The 17,340-nt window shown below is 69.0% G+C and carries 22 protein-coding genes and 1 tRNA gene; 10 read left to right on the top strand and 13 right to left on the bottom strand.

From position 1 onward, the window contains the following. The first annotated feature begins 15 nt into the window (after positions 1 to 15). A complete protein-coding gene (locus ORG17_RS00945) occupies positions 16 to 540 on the top strand; it encodes a hypothetical protein (RefSeq protein ID WP_214527209.1) in 525 nt (174 codons plus the stop codon). A gap of 219 nt (positions 541 to 759) precedes the next feature. Here ORG17_RS00945 and ORG17_RS00940 read toward each other — a convergent pair whose 3' ends face one another. The 4 genes from ORG17_RS00940 to ORG17_RS00925 form a co-directional block, all read right to left on the bottom strand. Next, the gene (locus tag ORG17_RS00940; protein ID WP_214527211.1) at positions 760 to 1,098 is read right to left on the bottom strand and encodes a DUF2283 domain-containing protein; all 339 of its coding nucleotides are present in this window, start codon (positions 1,096 to 1,098) and stop codon (positions 760 to 762) included. Next, entirely contained in the window at positions 1,091 to 1,345 is a 255-nt protein-coding gene (locus ORG17_RS00935; RefSeq protein ID WP_284731110.1) for a DUF4258 domain-containing protein, read from the bottom strand. The genes ORG17_RS00940 and ORG17_RS00935 overlap by 8 nt, the downstream gene beginning before the upstream one ends. Next, positions 1,342 to 1,755 carry a DUF6941 family protein gene (locus ORG17_RS00930; protein ID WP_214527214.1) on the bottom strand — a complete coding sequence of 138 codons (414 nt, stop codon included), beginning with the start codon at positions 1,753 to 1,755 and terminating at the stop codon, positions 1,342 to 1,344. Before ORG17_RS00930 ends, ORG17_RS00935 begins: the two co-directional genes overlap by 4 nt. Positions 1,756 to 1,929: 174 nt before the next feature. Next, positions 1,930 to 2,019: transfer RNA gene (locus tag ORG17_RS00925), tRNA-Ser, on the bottom strand. A 143-nt stretch (positions 2,020 to 2,162) separates the two neighbouring features. Here ORG17_RS00925 and ORG17_RS00920 point away from each other — a divergent pair. Further along, complete coding sequence (locus ORG17_RS00920) at positions 2,163 to 3,170, top strand: SGNH/GDSL hydrolase family protein (protein WP_214527215.1); 1,008 nt, start codon at positions 2,163 to 2,165, stop codon at positions 3,168 to 3,170. A gap of 10 nt (positions 3,171 to 3,180) precedes the next feature. Next, positions 3,181 to 4,542, top strand: coding sequence for a DNA repair protein RadA (gene radA, locus ORG17_RS00915; RefSeq protein ID WP_214527217.1), 1,362 nt, complete (start codon positions 3,181 to 3,183; stop codon positions 4,540 to 4,542). Between the two features lie 4 nt (positions 4,543 to 4,546). On the opposite strand, the gene ORG17_RS00910 is transcribed toward radA, so the two are convergent. Next, complete coding sequence (locus tag ORG17_RS00910) at positions 4,547 to 4,930, bottom strand: SseB family protein (protein WP_214518847.1); 384 nt, start codon at positions 4,928 to 4,930, stop codon at positions 4,547 to 4,549. A 280-nt stretch (positions 4,931 to 5,210) separates the two neighbouring features. Here ORG17_RS00910 and cspE point away from each other — a divergent pair, with 280 nt between their 5' ends. Then, on the top strand, positions 5,211 to 5,420 hold the full coding sequence (gene cspE, locus ORG17_RS00905) for a transcription antiterminator/RNA stability regulator CspE (RefSeq protein ID WP_017887662.1): 210 nt from the start codon (positions 5,211 to 5,213) through the stop codon (positions 5,418 to 5,420). Positions 5,421 to 5,613: 193 nt separating this feature from the next. Here the strand turns inward: cspE and ORG17_RS00900 are convergent, their stop codons facing one another. Together ORG17_RS00900 and ORG17_RS00895 are read right to left on the bottom strand one after the other, a co-directional pair. After that, positions 5,614 to 6,312, bottom strand: coding sequence for a hypothetical protein (locus ORG17_RS00900; RefSeq protein WP_214527219.1), 699 nt, complete (start codon positions 6,310 to 6,312; stop codon positions 5,614 to 5,616). Positions 6,313 to 6,376: 64 nt separating this feature from the next. Beyond that, on the bottom strand, positions 6,377 to 6,919 hold the full coding sequence (locus ORG17_RS00895; RefSeq protein ID WP_071245253.1) for an amino-acid N-acetyltransferase: 543 nt from the start codon (positions 6,917 to 6,919) through the stop codon (positions 6,377 to 6,379). A 77-nt stretch (positions 6,920 to 6,996) separates the two neighbouring features. Between ORG17_RS00895 and ORG17_RS00890 the strand changes: the two genes are divergently transcribed. The 5 genes from ORG17_RS00890 (at position 6,997) to ORG17_RS00870 (ending at position 10,508) form a co-directional block, all read left to right on the top strand. Then, on the top strand, positions 6,997 to 7,449 hold the full coding sequence (locus ORG17_RS00890; protein WP_027467072.1) for an SRPBCC family protein: 453 nt from the start codon (positions 6,997 to 6,999) through the stop codon (positions 7,447 to 7,449). 192 nt (positions 7,450 to 7,641) lie between these two features. Then, positions 7,642 to 8,085: a hypothetical protein gene (locus tag ORG17_RS00885; RefSeq protein WP_035809351.1), complete on the top strand. Its 444-nt coding sequence runs from the start codon at positions 7,642 to 7,644 to the stop codon at positions 8,083 to 8,085. Continuing rightward, positions 8,082 to 8,537 carry a hypothetical protein gene (locus tag ORG17_RS00880; protein ID WP_111057553.1) on the top strand — a complete coding sequence of 152 codons (456 nt, stop codon included), beginning with the start codon at positions 8,082 to 8,084 and terminating at the stop codon, positions 8,535 to 8,537. Before ORG17_RS00885 ends, ORG17_RS00880 begins: the two co-directional genes overlap by 4 nt. A 4-nt stretch (positions 8,538 to 8,541) precedes the next feature. Then, positions 8,542 to 9,492: a hypothetical protein gene (locus ORG17_RS00875; protein WP_214527221.1), complete on the top strand. Its 951-nt coding sequence runs from the start codon at positions 8,542 to 8,544 to the stop codon at positions 9,490 to 9,492. Further along, the gene (locus ORG17_RS00870) at positions 9,489 to 10,508 is read left to right on the top strand and encodes a hypothetical protein (RefSeq protein WP_214527223.1); all 1,020 of its coding nucleotides are present in this window, start codon (positions 9,489 to 9,491) and stop codon (positions 10,506 to 10,508) included. Before ORG17_RS00875 ends, ORG17_RS00870 begins: the two co-directional genes overlap by 4 nt. A 297-nt stretch (positions 10,509 to 10,805) precedes the next feature. Here ORG17_RS00870 and ORG17_RS00865 read toward each other — a convergent pair whose 3' ends face one another. Further along, the gene (locus ORG17_RS00865; RefSeq protein ID WP_040419836.1) at positions 10,806 to 13,325 is read right to left on the bottom strand and encodes an ATP-dependent Clp protease ATP-binding subunit; all 2,520 of its coding nucleotides are present in this window, start codon (positions 13,323 to 13,325) and stop codon (positions 10,806 to 10,808) included. 224 nt (positions 13,326 to 13,549) lie between these two features. After that, complete coding sequence (locus ORG17_RS00860; protein WP_214527225.1) at positions 13,550 to 14,026, bottom strand: Clp protease N-terminal domain-containing protein; 477 nt, start codon at positions 14,024 to 14,026, stop codon at positions 13,550 to 13,552. A gap of 70 nt (positions 14,027 to 14,096) precedes the next feature. Here ORG17_RS00860 and ORG17_RS00855 point away from each other — a divergent pair, with 70 nt between their 5' ends. Continuing rightward, positions 14,097 to 15,029, top strand: a complete 933-nt coding sequence (locus ORG17_RS00855; RefSeq protein ID WP_027467066.1) for an NAD(+)/NADH kinase — start codon at positions 14,097 to 14,099, stop codon at positions 15,027 to 15,029. Positions 15,030 to 15,228: 199 nt separating this feature from the next. Here ORG17_RS00855 and ORG17_RS00850 read toward each other — a convergent pair whose 3' ends face one another. From ORG17_RS00850 to ORG17_RS00835, 4 genes are all read right to left on the bottom strand, one after another. Next, positions 15,229 to 16,287 (bottom strand): sigma-70 family RNA polymerase sigma factor, encoded by a 1,059-nt coding sequence (locus ORG17_RS00850; protein WP_214527226.1) that lies wholly within the window; start codon positions 16,285 to 16,287, stop codon positions 15,229 to 15,231. A gap of 353 nt (positions 16,288 to 16,640) precedes the next feature. Then, positions 16,641 to 16,775, bottom strand: coding sequence for a hypothetical protein (locus ORG17_RS00845; RefSeq protein WP_258320880.1), 135 nt, complete (start codon positions 16,773 to 16,775; stop codon positions 16,641 to 16,643). Positions 16,776 to 16,838: 63 nt separating this feature from the next. Then, positions 16,839 to 17,012 (bottom strand): hypothetical protein, encoded by a 174-nt coding sequence (locus ORG17_RS00840; RefSeq protein ID WP_155896920.1) that lies wholly within the window; start codon positions 17,010 to 17,012, stop codon positions 16,839 to 16,841. A gap of 110 nt (positions 17,013 to 17,122) precedes the next feature. Continuing rightward, positions 17,123 to 17,326, bottom strand: coding sequence for a hypothetical protein (locus tag ORG17_RS00835; protein ID WP_071245264.1), 204 nt, complete (start codon positions 17,324 to 17,326; stop codon positions 17,123 to 17,125). Positions 17,327 to 17,340 lie beyond the last annotated feature (14 nt).

Raw genomic sequence — 17,340 nt, 5'->3', positions numbered from 1 at the left:
CCGCAGCCCGATGCGATGAGCGCAGCGCGGGCGGAGACCATCCTCGACGCGAGCGCCGACCAGGCATGGCAGCTGGTCGAGTCACGCCATCCAGGGCTCGCGCGGCCGGCAGTCGACCGCGTCCGGACCGTCTCGCACGCCGACTGGGCCCCGACGCAGGAACGGTGCATGACCGCCGCGGGGTTCCCGCAGGCAAAGGCGATGCCCGACGCGAGCCTGTCCTCCGGACAAGTCCCGGCGGAACAGTCCGAGCCGTTCGCGGTCGCTGAGTACACGTGCGGTGTCGAGTACCCCATGGCCGCGAAGTACCGGACGGCCTTCAACGAGTCCCAGCTGGAGTGGCTCTACCGCTACTCCACGGGCGAGCTCACGAAGTGCCTGCAGGACCGCGGCATCGCGGTGGAGCGCGGCCCGAGCGAGCAGGAGTTCATCGACAGCGACGGGGCGTGGTCGCCGTACCGGTCGGTCGATCTGCCGCAGTCCCGGTACTACGAGCTCGTGACCGCCTGCCCGGAGATCCCGGACTCGATCTACGGCTGAGTGACTCGGAAGAAGGGCCCCGAGACCCCGCTTGTCCGAGCTGCCCACCGAGGGAACCGAGGAGCGCGACGACGAAGGTCGGGCTCCCGATGTCAGACGTCGACTACGAGCAATGGCGACTGCGCACGAGACAGACCAGGATCTAGGGCCATGAACGACGAAGCGCGCTGACTCCAGAAACCGGAACCAACGCGCTTCTGTGAAACTCCGCGCAGACGTTCAACCGCCGATGAGCTCGCCGTCATGAACGTCCTCGGCCACAGTCTCGGCAGCGGCCGTCTGCTCCTTCATCGACACCATGAACTTATTGATCGACGGCTGAATGCGGCGGAGCAGGTCGACTCGGTCGCTTTGCACGTGGTAGCTCTTCGTGAGCTCGTCAAAGGGGATCTCCGCATCCAGATCCAGGAGCTCGATCCCGACCGCCACACGGTGCTCGTCCACGTCCACCAGCACAGTGTCCGAATGTTCGATCGTGTGGTGCACGGCCGCGTCGCTGAGCGTGATGTAGGCCAGGCCATTGGTCTGATCCACGGTGAGCTTGATGCTGCTAGCCATCTGTCTCGTCCTCTCTAAACACGGTATAGACAACGAAGTGGGTGTCGGAAACCTTCCTCACGACGGCTACGACAGATATTCGTCCGTCGTCGCCGAGCTTGGTGTACTTCGTCCGGTCCCGGTGCCCAGGGGCAGTGGTGTCCGGAGAGAAGAGGCAGTCGTGAACCTGCTGTTCCGAGATGCCGCGGAGGGCCATGCGTTCTCTAGCGTGCTCATGAAACAGTACACGCACCGGCGTGGACGTCATGACATGCTCTGGGCATGCTCAGCAGCCTGTAGATCGATTCGTAGCGGGATAGAGACCGCGACCTCTTCGCCCAGACCGATGTCGATCCGGTAGATGCCTTCGCCAACTACCGGGATGTCGATACGGACTGCGAACGCAGTAGTCGAGGGTGTGCTCGCCTGCGGTGCCGGCAGATCGATCGATTGCGAGAGGGAGTAGAGCTCGTCTGGCGCAGTCGTTGTCACGGTCAGCGTTGCCTGCGCGGCATCCCCCTCGCCATCTTGCACGATGACACTCGCAAGGTGGAGCGGAGCGCTCTGCGACGAAGCATCCACCGTCACTCGCTCAAGCCCGGCCTGCAACGCGGTGACGGTGCCTGTCGGCTCCGCCTTCGCATACTCAGCGAGGAACGCGAACCGAATCGTGGCCATGGGCAGAACTATCCGGCAGGTCGGGCCGCAACGCAATCTCGTTGTCGGCGCGCCGTCAACCGAAGATGATCTAGCGCCGGACGTTCACGGTCAGGGTGTGAGTGCAGAGCGGCGGTGAACAGAGAAGAAACTCGCTCGATCCGCATCCTGATGCGGATCGAGCGAACTCCTTGCTGGCGGTACCGGTGGGATTTGAACCCACGGTGGAGTTGCCCCCACACATGTTTTCGAGACATGATCCTTCGGCCGCTCGGACACGGTACCGGGGAAGAGTTTACACGATCCGGGAGGCCCGTGATGACACCCCGGGTCGGATCGCCCTCCACAAGCGGTCACCTGCAGGGCTCTCCCCACACCCACAGGTCCTCCTCGTCTCCGGCAAGACCGGCGGGCGTACCGTCCACGGCATGAGATCCCGCACGCTCATCGCACTCCTCACCTCCGTCGTCGGCAGCCTCGGCGTCGTCGGTGCCGCAGCCGTCGGCGCCCGCGCCGGCGTGAAGGGCCAACGGGCAGCGGCGCAACGGGTCGTCGACATGCTCCCGATCCACGCCGACTGGTGGCGGGAACGACAGCAGCACGAGGGGCAGCTGCTCTACGTGGCAATCGGTGACTCGGCAGCGCAGGGCGTCGGTGCGACCGCACCCGGGCGTGGCTACGTGGGGCTGCTCGCACGGCGCATCCGGCACCGCTCCCACATGTCTGTCCGGGTGGTGAACCTCAGCGTCTCCGGCTCGACCACTTGGGGTGCGAAGCGTGATCAGCTGCCGAAGCTCCGGCACTACGCGCCCGACATCTGCACGGTGTCGATCGGGGCGAACGACATCGCCGACTTCGATCCGGACAAGTTCGAGCGGAACATCCGGGCGATCTACGGCGCGGTGCCGTCGCACGCCGTGGTGGCCGAGCTGCCGTGCATGTTCGTGCCGGACCGGGAGCGCAAGGTGGCGGTGGCGAACGAGATCGTGCACCGGGTGGCCGACGAGTTCGGGCTGACGGTGGCGCCGCTGCACACGATCACGAAGCGCGTCGGGGTCCGCCGCACCTTCTTCAACAGCTACGGCGACCTGTTCCACCCGAACGACCGCGGCTACGAGGTCTGGGCGAGCGCCTTCGAGCCGGCGGTCGACGCGCGGGTCGACACGGTGGCGGCGATCCGGCACTACCTGTCCGTGCGCGAGGCCGAGAACCTCGGTCGTGAAGCCGGGGCGGTCGCGAACGCCCGCGCCGAGCAGGACACCGACGGCGCCGAGGCACTCGACCACGCCTCACGCCAGGGTCCGGGGCCGGTCGAGCGCCTGCGCCACCGGATGACCGGTTCGATCGCAGTGACCGACGAACGAGACCGGTCGGACGAACCAAGCGGACCAGACGAGCCGGGCGATCACGCCGGTGATGTCGGCCGTACGGCCTAGCCTCGACGACATGGCGCGCCCGCAGTCCCTCTACCGTTGCACCGAGTGCGGCTGGACCAGCATCAAGTGGGTCGGCCGGTGCGGTGAGTGCCAGACCTGGGGCACCGTCGAAGACAGCTCTGCGGCGTCGGCGAGCACCCGGGGTACCTCGGCTGTTGCCGTCACCGGCGCCCGGGCCGCGCGACCGATCACCGAAGCCCGCGGCACCTCCGTGCAGCGCTGGCAGACCGGCATCGGCGAGTTCGACCGCGTCCTCGGCGGCGGCGTGGTGCCGGGTGCCGCGGTCCTGCTGAGCGGCGAGCCGGGTGTCGGCAAGTCGACCCTCCTGCTCGAGGTCGCTTCGCGAGCCGCAGCCTCGGGCAAGCGCGTCCTCTACGTCAGCGCCGAAGAGTCCGTCGACCAGGTCCGACTCCGTGCCGAACGCACCGGGGCGATGCACGACGACCTGTACCTGGCGAGCGAGGTCGACCTCGGCGTCATCATCGGCCAGGTCGACCAGGTCCAGCCCGACCTGCTCATCGCCGACTCCGTGCAGACCATCTCGTCGAGCTCGATCGACGGCATCGCGGGTGGCACGTCCCAGGTGCGCGAGGTCGCCTCGACCCTGATCCGCATCGCGAAGGACCGCGCCCTGCCCGTCCTCATCGTCGGGCACGTCACGAAGGACGGCACGATCGCCGGCCCGCGGCTCCTGGAGCACCTGGTCGACGTCGTCTGCCACTTCGAGGGCGACCGGCAGACCGCGCTGCGCTTCGTCCGGGCGCTCAAGAACCGCTTCGGGCCCACCGACGAGGTCGGGTGCTTCGACATGGGTGGCGACGGCATCCACGAGGTCCCCGACCCGAGCGGCCTCTTCATGTCGAAGAACGCCACCCCGGTGTCCGGCACGTGCGTCACCGTCGCACTCGAGGGGCGCCGAGCGCTGCCGGTCGAGGTGCAGGCCCTCATCGTCCCGAGCTCGGCGCCGCAGCCACGCCGGGTCGTGAACGGTGTCGATGCCTCCCGTGTCGCGATGCTGCTCGCGGTGCTCGAACGCCGCGCCGGCCTGAAGCTGTCCGACGCCGACGTCTACGTGTCCACGGTGGGCGGCATGAAGCTCACGGAGCCCGGCGCCGACCTGGCGATCGCACTGGCGCTCGCGAGCGCCGCACGAGACCGTCCGTACCCGCACACGCTCGCAGCCGTCGGCGAGATCAGCCTCGCCGGCGAGATTCGTCCGGCCACGGGCACGAAGCAGCGCGTGAACGAGGCCACCCGCCTCGGGTTCACGACGGTGCTCGGCTCGGACTCCGGGCACCTGCGCGAGGCCCTGCGTGTGGCGTTCTCGATGACGCAGTCGCCGCGCGAACGCGAGCTCGACCGCGCGTTCTGAGGCGCTACGCGCGCAAAGCGGCCAGCAGGTCCGCCGGCGCGGCCTGCATGGTGTGCGGGCCGGCGATGTCGAAGAACACACCCTCGAGCATGTCGAGGTGGGCGGCCAGGAACTCCTCGAGCCGCGGCCCGTCGTAGACCATGACCTGCCGGATCTTCTCGTCCGGCACCATCGCCGTGTAGGCGTCCGCCGACGAGAACAGCAGCAGGATGCGCTTGTCCGACCCCTCACGGCCGAACACCCGCACCTGCATGTCCTTCTTGCCGGTGACGAGTCGGGGGACGATCACGATGTCGTGGCGGAGCGCGAACGCCACCGCAGCGACGTCCTGCTTCGCGAGGGCTCCCTCGAGCTGTTCGCTCCGGAAGCGCTGTTCCTTGTCTGCCATCAGCTCAATTCCACCAGATTTTCGTCGTTCCGTGACGCACGGGTAGCCAGTCGGCCCAGAGCACGCTAGCCTGATGGAACCGCTTCGGCGGCGCTCAACGTCCGGGCGAGGTGGTTTGCCCCTCAACCCGGGCCCCAGGGTCACTGGCCGACAGGCCTGACCCCGAACCCGTCCCGCCGGCACCTGCCCGCGTGGCGCATTACCCCCGTCGACGTACGTCGGGGTCTCCGTCGGTGCATCTGCACCTTGGCGGAAGCAAGAAAGCTAAGGAAACGCCATCATGGCATCTACCGGTACCGTCAAGTGGTTCAACAACGAAAAGGGCTTCGGCTTCATCGCCCCGGACGACGGCAGCGCTGACGTCTTCGCGCACTTCTCTGCGATTGCTGGCAACGGCTACAAGTCGCTCGAGGAGAACCAGAAGGTGGAGTTCGACATCACCGAGGGCCGCAAGGGCCCGCAGGCGGAGAACATCACCGTCCTCGGCTGATCACATCAGCTTGAACAGGCCCCGTCGTCTTCGGACGACGGGGCCTGTTGCTGTTCCCGGCGCCCTGCTCGGCATCTCGCACAACCAAAGCGTCGCCGAACCACGCGAGCGTCTGGCGCGAATGCACTTCGGTTGTGCGGGACGGATCGGAACCGCGAACCGCGAACCGCGAACCCGCCGCCGCCGCCGCCGCCTACTGCAGGATGAACTGCACCGAGCTCTTCGACTCGAGGTTCCCCACGGCGACCTGCAGGTGGTAGCTCGCCCCTCCAGCGGTGACCGCCGGCCGTGACGAGTCACACGTCGACGTGGACGAGCGGGTGCGGTCCCAGGCGATCGCCGGGGTCGTGAGCGTCTGACCGGACTTGATCGTGACGTCCTGGTTCGTGCCGCCGGTCTGGCAGTCCTTCGACGACCAGTACTGCTCCTGGCCGGAGCTGATCGTCAGCACCTGCTGCGCCGATCCGAGGTCCAGGTGGCAGGAGTTCGTGCCGGAGTTCTTGATCGACATCGCGATCTTCGGGTCCTCGGTGGGACCGTAGGCCGACTTGTCGAGTACGGGGGTCAGGACGATCTGGTCCTTCGTGCAGGTCGACCCGTCAGCAGCGGCGGGCTTCGACGCAGAAGCCGAGGCGGAAGCCGACGGCTTCGGCGCAGCGGACCGCGAGGACCCGGAACCGGCCGTGGACCCTTCGGGCGATGCACCGGCCGCAGACCCAGCAGCAGCAGAGGCCGACGCGCTCGGCGCCGCCGACGTGGCCCCGCTCCCCCGCCCGACGACGATGAGCACCACCACCAGGACGACGACCAGCAGCGCCCCGAGCACGAGCGCCCTGCGGCGCCAGTAGACGACCGGCTTCTCGGGCCCGACGGGGTGACGCAACGACGACATGCGCACAGGGTAGACAACGGCGCGGGCCGCACACGGCCACCCCGCCGGGCGGTACGAGAAAGCGTCAGAGGTTCTTCAGCATGCGGGTGTTGCCGAGGGTGTTCGGCTTGACCCGTGCGAGGTCGAGGAACTCGGCGACCCCTTCGTCCGACGAGCGGACCAGTTCGGCGTAGACGTCCGGTGAGACGACGCTCTCGCCGATCTCCAGGTACCCGTGCTTCGCGAAGAAGTCGACCTCGAAGGTCAGGCAGAAGATCCGGGCGACGCCGAGTTCACGGGCGTCGTGCTCGAGCGCTTCGAGCATCCGGTGCCCGACGCGCTTGTGGATCCACTGCTCGTCGAGGGCGAGCGTGCGCACCTCGGCGATGTCGTCCCAGAACACCGCGAGCGCGCCGCACCCGATGGGAGTTCCGTCGGGCCCTTCGGCGATCCGGAACTGCTGGATCGAGCCGTACAGGGCGACGTTCTCCTTGCCGAGCAGGATGCGCCGGTCGACGTAGGGGGCGATGAGCCGCTGGATGTGCGGGACGTCCGAGGCGAGCGCCGGACGCACGAGGATCCCGTGGTCGTCGCGCTCGTGGAACGCGTGCTTGCCGTGCTCTGTCATCCGCCTCACACTACCGGGGTCGCAGGGGGACAGCGCTGCTGAGTGCCGCCCAGGTCGATCGGCCTACCGTCCGGTGCATGCCTCAGATCATCGAAACCGTCGACGTCAACGTCCCCGTCCGCCAGGCCTACGACCAGTGGACCCGTTTCGAGGAGTTCCCGCACTTCCTCGACGAGGTCGAGAAGATCGTCCAGGTCGACGACAAGACCACTGACTGGACCGTGAAGATCGCCGGCCAGGAGCGCGAGTTCCGGGCCCTCATCACGGAGCAGCACCCCGACGAGCGTGTCGCCTGGACCGTGAAGGACGGCGAGACCGACCACGCGGGTGTCGTCACCTTCCACAAGCTCTCCGACGCCGAGACCCGCGTCACCGTGCAGATCGACTGGGAGCCCTCCGGCATCCTCGAGAAGCTCGGCTCCGCCGTGGGCGTCGGCGGCCACGCCGTCAAGAAGGACCTGCAGAACTACAAGGAGCGCGTCGAGAACGCACCGACCCAGCCGGGCTGGCGCGGCGACGTGCAGGCGTAGTCCGCACCACACGACGGACGGGAGGCGCGGTGCCAGCTGGCACCGCGCCTCCCGTTCGTTCGTCCCCCGTTCGGCATCCCCCCATCGAAATGCCGACCTGACGAGCGAGCGCGAGCCTGGCAGAGTGGTGACACCGGCCGACGCGCTGGATCAGTTTTATCATGTCTGAGACAGATGTGAGAGTGGGGACACGTGATCGAGTACAACGACGACGACGCACACCGACGGGAACTGTCGCGCAAACTGCAGCTCCTGATGGACGTCGTCGAGGCCAACTCGGGCCAGCGACCCCCGTACAAGGAGATCGCCGCCGAGATCGAGGCGCAGGGAGCGTCGATGAGTCGACCGCGCTGGGGCTACATGCTCGGCGGCAACGGTCCGGCTGTCCGCGACCAGCGACTCCTGGCGGCCCTGGCGACCTACTTCGGCGTCCCGGCGGAGTACCTGACCGACGCGGCCGGCAACACGGACGTGCCGGAGCGGGTGCAGGCGCAGCTGGAGCTCGTGCTCGAACTCCGCAAGCGCGAGGTCGTCGCGTTCGCCACCCGGCGTCTGGGCGAGTTCGCCTCGGCGGACGAGATCCGCGACTTCACCGACCACCTGCGTCGCCTGGACGAGTCGGGCGGCACCCCGTGAGCGGCTACCGCGACCGCTTCGACGCCCTGCGTCGGCAGACCGAGGCCCGTCGCCGCGTGCAGCGCCTCGGGCTCCCCCGTCGGCTGTCCCTGCCGGAGCTGACCGCCCGCGCCGAGGCGGCGCTCGGCAAGCCGATCCACGTGCGCACCACGGAGCTGCCGGGCGACCTGTCCGCGCGGCTGATCCAGCGCGCCGACCACGCCCTGCTCGAGACCCGCCCCGGGCTGTCCGAGCGCTCCCGGGTGGCGTGCGTGCTGCACGAGCTCGCCCACGTGTTCATGGACGACACCGGCTGCGACCACCAGGCGTACACGGGACTGCTCAGCGGCCGGACGGCGTTCACCCGCTCGTTGGACACCCCGCACGAGCAGGCCGTCGAGCTCGTCGCCGACCAGCTCGCGCTGCGGATCGGGCTGCTCGACCCCGAGGGCCAGCCCGGGATCTTCCGGTGACGCGGTGACGCTGCACGTCTGGGGATCGATCCCGGTCTGGCTGATCCTGGCGGTGCTGGTCGCCCGGCTGCTCCTGGTGCGCACCCAGTCGGCCAGCGTCACCTGGCTGATGGTCTGCTGCAGCTGCGTCGCCGTCGGACTCACGATCAACCAGCCCGACGTCACGACGTTCCTCGCCGGTGTGACGCACGTGCCCAACATCGCCGACCTGATCGGCCGCAGCCTGATGGTGTGCGGCATGTTCGCCCTCGCGCAGTCGGTCGAGGCCGCGGCACGCTCCGCCAAGCTCCTGCGCGCCAGCCGCATCATCGGCTGCGTGCTCGTGCTCGTCGCCCTGGTCGTGCTGTTCAGCTTCATCGACGCACCGACGCCCACGGCGCAGTTCATGGTGGCCTACGGTGACCAGCTGCCGACCGCGCTCTACTCGGCGGTGGAGATGACCTACATCGCCATCGTGATCGCCCGCTCGGCCGTCGCCGTGCTGCGCGGGTTCCGGAGCGGTGACGGGCTCGGGCGCCTGTACTGGCTCTTCGTCGTCGGTGCCGCCGGCCTCGTGCTGCTCGCCGGCATCGCGATCGCCCTCGACGCCGTGCACGTCGTCGGCGCGGACGGTGCGGTCGGGGTCCTGTCGAAGCTCTACACCCCGGTGTTCCTCGGCTCGATGGTCCTGCTCGCGATCGGCGCGGCCGGCGGCGTCCTGCCCGACGCCGCACGGGAGTTCCGCGACTGGCGGGCCGCACGACGCCGGTTCCGCGTGCTCGAACCGGAGCTCCGGCGGCTCGAGACGGCATCGGGCAACACCGGGCTCTACTTCACGATCGTGTGGCAGCGTCGCCAGTGGCGGAGTCGACAGCACCGACTGTCCGTCGAGATCGAAGACCGCGCGCGCGAGGCCGGGCAGGACGTTCCGGCCGCTGCGACGCTCACCACGGCACGACTCAGGGAGATCACATGACCGGCGCACGAATCACGGCACTCGGCACCGCGGCAGGAGCGGTCGGCACGCTCGGAGTCGGCGCCTTCGTCGCACGACGGCTGCTGTTCCCGACGCCGTACGCGGCGACCGCCACGGTCCGCAGCGCCACGGACACCGAGGTCGAGCTGACCGCCACCCGCGACACCCGCCTGCCGGGCACCTACGACCTGCAGCGCGACGACACCCGGGTGCAGGTCGGCGCGATCACCACCGCGAGCACGGAGACCGGGGCCGGCAGCGACGGTGACACCGTGCGCCGCAGCGTCACCGCCCCCGTGGCGACCGGTGAGTGGGCCTGGGACGCCCTGCGGTACGACGGACCGGACGACGTCCCCGGCACCGAGCCCGAGGGCGCCACGACCCACGTGGTCCACGTGCACGGGCAGTCCCTCGGCCCGCGCCAGGTCCTGCGCGGTGTCGGGGTCTGGCGTTCGCTCGGCGCCTCGTCCGAGGTCGTCGACACCACCGACCTGCCGCTCCGCTCCCTCGACGCCGGTGCAGCGGACCGCATCGTCGCCGCCGTCCGCGCCGCCCGGGCCCGTGGTGCTCAGCGCGTCGTGCTGCAGGGCTGGTCCGCCGGCGCGCTCGCCTGCTCCGTCGCCGCCGCACGCGTCCACGTCGACGGAATCGTCGCGGTCTCGCCCCTGCTCGACGTCACCTCGGCACTCCGCGGGGCCGTCCGCGGCGCGCACCTGCCCGCGTTCGTCGGCACGGTCGCCGCCCGCATCGCGACCACGAACGTGCTGTCACGGCTCGCCGGGGCTCCGACCCCCGTGACGACGACCACGTGGCAGGACTCGTCGACGCCGACGCTGCTGATCCACTCCGAGGCCGACGCCCTGGTCGCGGCCGACGACGTCGCCGACGCCGCGCGGCAGGGCGCCACCGCGGTCACGTTCCGCACGGCACCGCACACGCTCGAGTGGAACGAGGACCCGGAGCGCTGGGAGCGCGCCGTCCGCGACTTCGCCGCACAGCTGCCCGACGCCGCCTGACGCCGCGGGAACCCGCCCGCACCGCCGACCGGCACCGCCCCCGGACGTGCAACGGCCCCGGTCTGCGAACAGACCGGGGCCGGCTGCGTCTCGATCCGTTGGGGGGAACCGATCGAGCGCGACGCGCGAGGAGTTGGGGGGAACGTCTCGCGCGTTGTCATCACAGTACCCCCGGACGGGGGTCCGTGGCCGGAAGGACGCGCAGATCGGCGATGCGGGATCTGAACGCGACCCGAGAACGGACAGGAGGCCCGGTGCCAGCTGGCACCGAGCCTCCTGTCCGTGGGGTGTCAGGTCCTAGGACTCGATCTCGCCCTGGGGCGCGTCGGTCGCGGCCTCGACCGCGGCTGCACCGGCGAGGACCTCTTCGCGGCCCGGCTGACGCCCGGTCTCGAAGTGGAACGCACCGTCGACGAAGTCGACCTTCACGTGGTCGCCGGCGTTGAGCTCACCCTGCAGGATGTGCTCGGACAGCTGGTCCTCGACCTCGTGCTGCATCGCGCGACGCAGGGGACGAGCACCGAGGGACGGGTCGAACCCGACCTTGATGAGCTGCTCCTTGGCCGGCAGCGTGAGCTCGACGGTCATGTCGCGGTCGAGCAGGCGGTCGGCCAGGCGCTTCACGAACAGGTCCACGATCTGCAGCAGCTCGGGCTGCGACAGCTGCGGGAACACGATCGTGTCGTCGACACGGTTCAGGAACTCGGGCTTGAAGTGCTTCTTGAGCTCCTCGTTGACCTTGCCGCGCATGCGGTCGTAGCCGACGGCCGAGTCACCCTCGACCTGGAAGCCCACCGGGCCACCGGCGATGCCCTGCGAACCGAGGTTCGTGGTCATGATGATGACGGTGTTCTTGAAGTCGACCACGCGGCCCTGACCGTCGGTGAGACGGCCTTCCTCGAGCACCTGCAGCAGCGAGTTGAAGATGTCCGGGTGGGCCTTCTCGATCTCGTCGAACAGGACCACGGAGAACGGCTTGCGGCGCACCTTCTCGGTGAGCTGGCCGCCCTCCTCGAACCCGACGAACCCGGGAGGGGCACCGAACAGGCGGGACACGGTGTGCTTCTCACCGAACTCCGACATGTCGAGGGAGATCAGCGCACCCTCGTCGTCGAACAGGAACTCGGCGAGGGCCTTGGCGAGCTCGGTCTTCCCGACGCCCGTGGGGCCGGCGAAGATGAACGAGCCGGAGGGACGGTTCGGGTCCTTCAGGCCGGCACGGGTACGGCGGATGGTCTTGGACAGGGCCGAGATGGCCTCTTCCTGACCGATGACGCGCTCGTGCAGTGCCTTCTCCATGAAGACGAGACGCGAGGTCTCCTCTTCGGTGAGCTTGAACACCGGGATGCCCGTGGCCTGGGCCAGGACCTCGGCGATGATGCCCTCGTCGACGGTGCCGGACGCGGCGACGTCACCCGCACGCCACTGCTTCTCGAGGCGGAGACGCTCGCCGAGGAGCTTCTTCTCCTCGTCGCGCAGGCTCGCGGCCTTCTCGAAGTCCTGCTCCTCGATGGCGGCTTCCTTCGACCCGCGGACCGTCGAGATCTTCTCGTCGAACTCGCGGAGCTCCGGCGGCGCCGACAGGATCGACAGACGCAGGCGAGCGCCGGCCTCGTCGATCAGGTCGATGGCCTTGTCCGGCAGGAAGCGGTCCTGCACGTAGCGGTCCGCCAGGTTCGCCGCGGCGACGATCGCACCGTCGGTGATGGACACCTTGTGGAACGCCTCGTACTTGTCGCGCAGACCCTTGAGGATGTTGATCGCGTGGGGCAGCGACGGCTCGTTGACCTGCACCGGCTGGAAGCGACGCTCGAGTGCGGCGTCCTTCTCGAAGTGCTTGCGGTACTCGTCGAGCGTGGTGGCACCGATGGTCTGGAGCTCACCGCGGGCGAGGAGCGGCTTGAGGATCGAGGCCGCGTCGATCGCGCCCTCGGCTGCACCGGCACCGACCAGCGTGTGGATCTCGTCGATGAAGACGATGATGTCGCCGCGGGTGCGGATCTCCTTCGTGACCTTCTTCAGGCGCTCCTCGAAGTCACCGCGGTAGCGGGACCCGGCGATGAGCGATCCGAGGTCGAGCGAGTAGAGCTGCTTGTCCTTCAGCGTCTCGGGCACGTCGCCCTTGACGATCGCCTGGGCGAGGCCCTCGACCACGGCGGTCTTGCCGACTCCGGGCTCACCGATCAGGACGGGGTTGTTCTTGGAGCGGCGGGAGAGGATCTGCATGACCCGCTCCATCTCCTTCTCGCGCCCGATGACGGGGTCGAGCTTGCCGTCACGCGCGGCCTGGGTGAGGTTCCGACCGAACTGGTCGAGGACCTGCGAACCCTGCTGCGCGTTCTGCTGCTGCTCGCCGCCGACGGCGACCGCTTCCTTGCCCTGGTAACCGGACAGGAGCTGGATGACCTGCTGGCGCACCCGGTTCAGGTCGGCGCCGAGCTTCACGAGGACCTGGGCTGCGACACCTTCGCCCTCGCGGATCAGGCCGAGCAGGATGTGCTCCGTGCCGATGTAGTTGTGGCCGAGCTGCAGCGCCTCGCGCAGGGACAGCTCGAGCACCTTCTTGGCGCGCGGCGTGAACGGGATGTGCCCGGTCGGCTGCTGCTGGCCCTGCCCGATGATGTCCTGGACCTGCTCGCGCACGGCGTCGAGCGAGATGCCCAGCGACTCCAGCGCCTTGGCGGCGACGCCCTCGCCCTCGTGGATGAGGCCGAGGAGGATGTGCTCGGTGCCGATGTAGTTGTGGTTGAGCATCTTCGCTTCTTCTTGAGCGAGGACGACAACACGACGGGCCCGGTCGGTGAATCTCTCGAACATGTGCTCTCCCTTGGCCCCTGATGAGCGGAGCCGACGCTGTGCCGGTCTCGTGTGAGTCCGGCCAAGTACTTCGAGAGTAACCAGCGCTCCCCCCGGGGGCTGCCCCTGTTCGCCGTGGGCGTGACCAGGGTGCGTCTTGTGCGCAGTGAGCGAACGACGAGACGGTCTGGAGGGCCGTGGCGGGATCGCCACGGGCCTCCAGTCCGCTTGTCGGTTGCGCCGGGTCAGGAGCGCCGCACCGCGCGACGCAGGTCGCGTCGGAAGCGGCGCGCGTCGACGCCCAGGGCGTCGAGGACGTCGTGCCCGGATCCGGCGAGCGGATCGTCGACCGAGTCGAGCACGGCGAGGACGACGTGCGGCGGTCGGATGCGCTCCGAACGGCCGGCGATCGTCGAGGCACGGGCGAGCACGCGCATCGCAGCCGGCGTGCACGCGACGCGGTCGTGTTCGCCGGGGCAGGTGCTGTGTGCGCCGACGAAGGCGCGGATGCCGGAGCGGACGGCGTCGGGGGTGATCCGGTGGGCGTCGAGGACGGGCCGGAAGCGGGGCATGCCGGCGCAGAGCGTGACGGCTGCCAGCAGCAGGTGTTCGGCGTCGACGAAGCCGAAGCCGGACTCGTGGGATTCGAGGTCGGCGAGCAGCACGATCTCGCGGCCGTGCCGGACGGAAGGGAGGGCGACGGAGAGTTGAGCGGTCTGCATGTATTCAGAATATCGCATACCTTCGCGAACGACCAGCCCGCATCGGAGGTCGGCTCGGTACGATCCGCTCATGGAGCAGCCCGTCGTCGGCCTCGTCGTCCACCCGACCAAGAACGTGCAGGAGTCCGTGACGACCCTGCAGCGCTGGAACGCGTCCGGCCAGGGAGAGCTGCTCGCCCGGCGCGCGGACGCCCAGCGCATCGGCGGCGGGGTCGACGTGGTCGACGACGACGACTTCACCGACCGCGTCGACCTGGTCGTGGCCCTCGGCGGCGACGGCACCATGCTCGGCGCGATGCGGCTCGTGGCGAAGCGCCCGGTGCCCGTCCTCGGCGTGAACTACGGCAACGTCGGGTTCCTGGTCGAGATCGAGCCGCCCGAGCTCGAGAGCGCGCTGGAACGGCTGTCCGCCGGCGAGTACCAGCTCGAGCCGCACCACGCGCTCGAGGCCCGGTTGTCCTGGGGCGGCGCCCGCACCGACTACCTGGCCTTCAACGACCTGACCATCGTGCGACGGCCCGGTGCCGGGCAGGTGTCGGCCGACCTCAGCGTCGGGGGCCTCGGGTACGGGTACTACCGGGCCGACGCCATCGTGGCCGCGACCCCGGCCGGCTCCACCGCGTACAACTACGCCGCCGGTGGGCCGGTGCTCTCCCCCGCGCTGTCCGGCTCCGTGGTGACGCCGGTCGCACCGATGGCCGGGATCGACCGCTCCGTGGTGCTCGCCGCGCGGGAGCGCTACCGGTTCGACATCGCCGAGGGCACCAGGAGCGCAGCGCTCGAGGTCGACGGGCTCGTGGTCGGCGAGGTGGCCACCGGGGCGCAGATCGACATGCGGCTCCGCAAGGACGCCGGCAGCGTGGTGCGCCTGGACGCCGAGCGGCACGGACGGACCGGACGTGTGAAGCTCAGCCTGCTCGACCTGCCGGTGCGGCCCGACCAGCTGGTCGAGCTCATCCCGAGCGACCTGCGGCAGAAGCTCCGGCGCGAGATCGACGACTGACGCCGCGTCGGTGCTGGCCCTGGCCCTGGCCCCGGTCCTGGTCCTGGTCCTGGTCCTGGCCCTGCCCCGGGAACGTGAATGGCCCGCTCGAGCAGTGCTCGAGCGGGCCGTCCCATCACCCCACCGGATCGTCTTCCCACAGAACGACCCGGTTTCCCCGCGCCGGCACGGGTGAACGTGCCGGCCGAAGTCCACTGACCTAGTCGGTCAGGTACAGCTGCATGTCCTGCGAGACCGCCTTGGCGAACAGACGCAGCTTCGCGCGCGACTCCACGCGGCTGACGGCCTGACGGGTCGTGTGGACGATCTTCGAGATCTCGTCGAGGGTCATCGGCTTGTCGTCGTCCAGGCCGTAGCGCATGCGGATGACGTTCGCCTCGTCGCTGGGCAGCTCGGCGACGATGGAGCGGATGTCGCGGTGCAGCAGTGTCGTCTCGGTGAGCTCGTTCGGGCTCGCGGCATCCTCGTCCTCGATGAAGTCACCGAGCTCGCTGTCGTCGGAGTCGCCGACCACAGTGTGGATCGAGACCGGCTCGTGCGAGCGGCCCTTGAGGTCAACGAGTTCCTCGACGCTCATGCTCAGCTCGGCGGCCACTTCCTCCGGCATCGGCGCACGGCCGAGGTCGACGGTCAGGTCACGCTCGGTGCGCGAGATCTTGTTGATGAGCTCGACGGTGTGCACCGGGATGCGGATCGTGCGTGCCTTGTCGGCGAGACCACGCGAGATGGCCTGGCGGATCCACCAGGTGGCGTAGGTCGAGAACTTGTAGCCCTGCGTGAAGTCGAACTTCTCGACCGCACGGACCAGGCCGAGGTTGCCTTCCTGGATGACGTCCATGAAGGGCAGGCCGCGCTGCGAGTACCGCTTGGCGATGCTCACGACGAGGCGGAGGTTCGAGGTGATCATGCGCTCCTTGGCGCGCTCACCGTCACGGACGAGCCAGCGGAGTTCACGCTGCAGGGACTTCGCGAGACCCTTCTCGGTGGCGAGCTTCTCTTCGGCGAAGAGCCCGACCTCGATGCGGCGTGCGATCTGCGCTTCTTCCTCGGCGGTGAGGAGCGAGAGACGGCCGATGTGACGGAGGTAGTCGCCGACCTGGTCGACCGAGGCACCGCGGACACCGGCGAGCTGCTCGTCGGCCTCGACCTCGGTGTCGAGGGAGGTGGTGGCGGACTCGGCGGTCGCGGTCTTCGATGCCGATGCCTTCTTGGTGGCGGTGCGGCGGGTGGTGCTGGGTGCAGCCGTTGCGATCGTCATGGTGTTTCTCCCTGCGTTCGACGGTGATGGCTTCGTGGGGCGTTGCCGGGGGGTGCTGATGAGTAAAGCGGCCCGGAGGTGTACCCCACAAATCGTTCGGAGCGATTCTCAGGGTTCTCCGTGCTTCGTCATCGAAAGCGTCCCCCGCGGGGTACAGCCCACCGCCAGTCTGGTCCCCCAATCGGCCCTGGATCAAGCGGATAACGCCGTGTTTCCGGCGTTGCAGGCGTGTTTCACCAGCGTTTCCGATCGTGTACCCCAGGCGACTGCGTACTCCGGACATGCAAAAGGGGTACGTCCGACCGGATCAGTGCGATCTGGTCGTCGTACCCCGAATACCGAATGGGTGGGGGTCACCAGGAGGGTTCGAGCCACCCGTCCCGGCGCTTGGAGACCTCGAGGTCTGCGTCTCGGTCGAACTCGTCGTACTCGCTCTCGATGTCACCGACGAGGCTGCGGCCCGTGAAGGGATGTGCGGTGGTTGCCATGCGGACGATGCTCACCCCGGCACGCGTCGGAGAGGTGAACGGTGCGTGACGGTCCGTCGGCGCTCAGACGTCGAGGTCGTCGACGTCGCCCTCGTCGTCGAGGGGTGCGCCGTCGGCTCCGCGGTCGGTTCGATCGGCACCGTCGGGCAGGCCGGACGTACCGGACACCGGGTGCCCGAAGGCGTCCTCCACGTCGAGGTCGTCGAGGTCCTCGACGGGTTCCGGGAAGGTCGGCATGCGCGACAGCGTCACACCGTGCGGTGAACGCCGGGTGAAGTCAGCGAAAGGACGTGCGCGCCGGACAGTGCGCGGGGTGCAGGGTGCTGCGGCTGCGGCTGCGGCTGCGGCTACTCGGCCGACGTCGGAGCCGGCGCGGGGCGACCGTGCTCACGTTCGAAGCGGGCGCGCTCTTCGGCCTCGACCTTGGCGTACGCGGCACGCTCGGTCCGGTCGGCACGCATGATCGCGCGCATCACGAACCAGAAGATCAGGCCGACGACGATGGTCGGCGTCAGGGCGAAGACGATCCCGCTTACGACTCCTTCAGGCACCCGAGCATCGTACC

The sequence above is a fragment of the Curtobacterium flaccumfaciens pv. betae genome, from assembly GCF_026241855.1.
Taxonomy (GTDB): domain Bacteria; phylum Actinomycetota; class Actinomycetes; order Actinomycetales; family Microbacteriaceae; genus Curtobacterium; species Curtobacterium flaccumfaciens.
The sequence above is the reverse complement of the archived record's forward strand: the minus strand, read 5'-3'. Positions and strand labels throughout refer to the sequence as shown.

Bases quoted from the DNA above. Each gene is read 5' to 3' on its own strand.
- ORG17_RS00945 (WP_214527209.1), top strand. From the start codon at position 16: ATGAGCGCAGCGCGGGCGGAGACCATCCTCGACGCGAGCGCCGACCAG.
- ORG17_RS00940 (WP_214527211.1), bottom strand. From the start codon at position 1,098: ATGGCTAGCAGCATCAAGCTCACCGTGGATCAGACCAATGGCCTGGCC.
- ORG17_RS00935 (WP_284731110.1), bottom strand. From the start codon at position 1,345: ATGACGTCCACGCCGGTGCGTGTACTGTTTCATGAGCACGCTAGAGAA.
- ORG17_RS00930 (WP_214527214.1), bottom strand. From the start codon at position 1,755: ATGGCCACGATTCGGTTCGCGTTCCTCGCTGAGTATGCGAAGGCGGAG.
- ORG17_RS00920 (WP_214527215.1), top strand. From the start codon at position 2,163: ATGAGATCCCGCACGCTCATCGCACTCCTCACCTCCGTCGTCGGCAGC.
- radA (WP_214527217.1), top strand. From the start codon at position 3,181: ATGGCGCGCCCGCAGTCCCTCTACCGTTGCACCGAGTGCGGCTGGACC.
- ORG17_RS00910 (WP_214518847.1), bottom strand. From the start codon at position 4,930: ATGGCAGACAAGGAACAGCGCTTCCGGAGCGAACAGCTCGAGGGAGCC.
- cspE (WP_017887662.1), top strand. From the start codon at position 5,211: ATGGCATCTACCGGTACCGTCAAGTGGTTCAACAACGAAAAGGGCTTC.
- ORG17_RS00900 (WP_214527219.1), bottom strand. From the start codon at position 6,312: ATGTCGTCGTTGCGTCACCCCGTCGGGCCCGAGAAGCCGGTCGTCTAC.
- ORG17_RS00895 (WP_071245253.1), bottom strand. From the start codon at position 6,919: ATGACAGAGCACGGCAAGCACGCGTTCCACGAGCGCGACGACCACGGG.
- ORG17_RS00890 (WP_027467072.1), top strand. From the start codon at position 6,997: ATGCCTCAGATCATCGAAACCGTCGACGTCAACGTCCCCGTCCGCCAG.
- ORG17_RS00870 (WP_214527223.1), top strand. From the start codon at position 9,489: ATGACCGGCGCACGAATCACGGCACTCGGCACCGCGGCAGGAGCGGTC.
- ORG17_RS00865 (WP_040419836.1), bottom strand. From the start codon at position 13,325: ATGTTCGAGAGATTCACCGACCGGGCCCGTCGTGTTGTCGTCCTCGCT.
- ORG17_RS00860 (WP_214527225.1), bottom strand. From the start codon at position 14,026: ATGCAGACCGCTCAACTCTCCGTCGCCCTCCCTTCCGTCCGGCACGGC.
- ORG17_RS00855 (WP_027467066.1), top strand. From the start codon at position 14,097: ATGGAGCAGCCCGTCGTCGGCCTCGTCGTCCACCCGACCAAGAACGTG.
- ORG17_RS00850 (WP_214527226.1), bottom strand. From the start codon at position 16,287: ATGACGATCGCAACGGCTGCACCCAGCACCACCCGCCGCACCGCCACC.
- ORG17_RS00845 (WP_258320880.1), bottom strand. From the start codon at position 16,775: ATGGCAACCACCGCACATCCCTTCACGGGCCGCAGCCTCGTCGGTGAC.
- ORG17_RS00840 (WP_155896920.1), bottom strand. From the start codon at position 17,012: ATGCCGACCTTCCCGGAACCCGTCGAGGACCTCGACGACCTCGACGTG.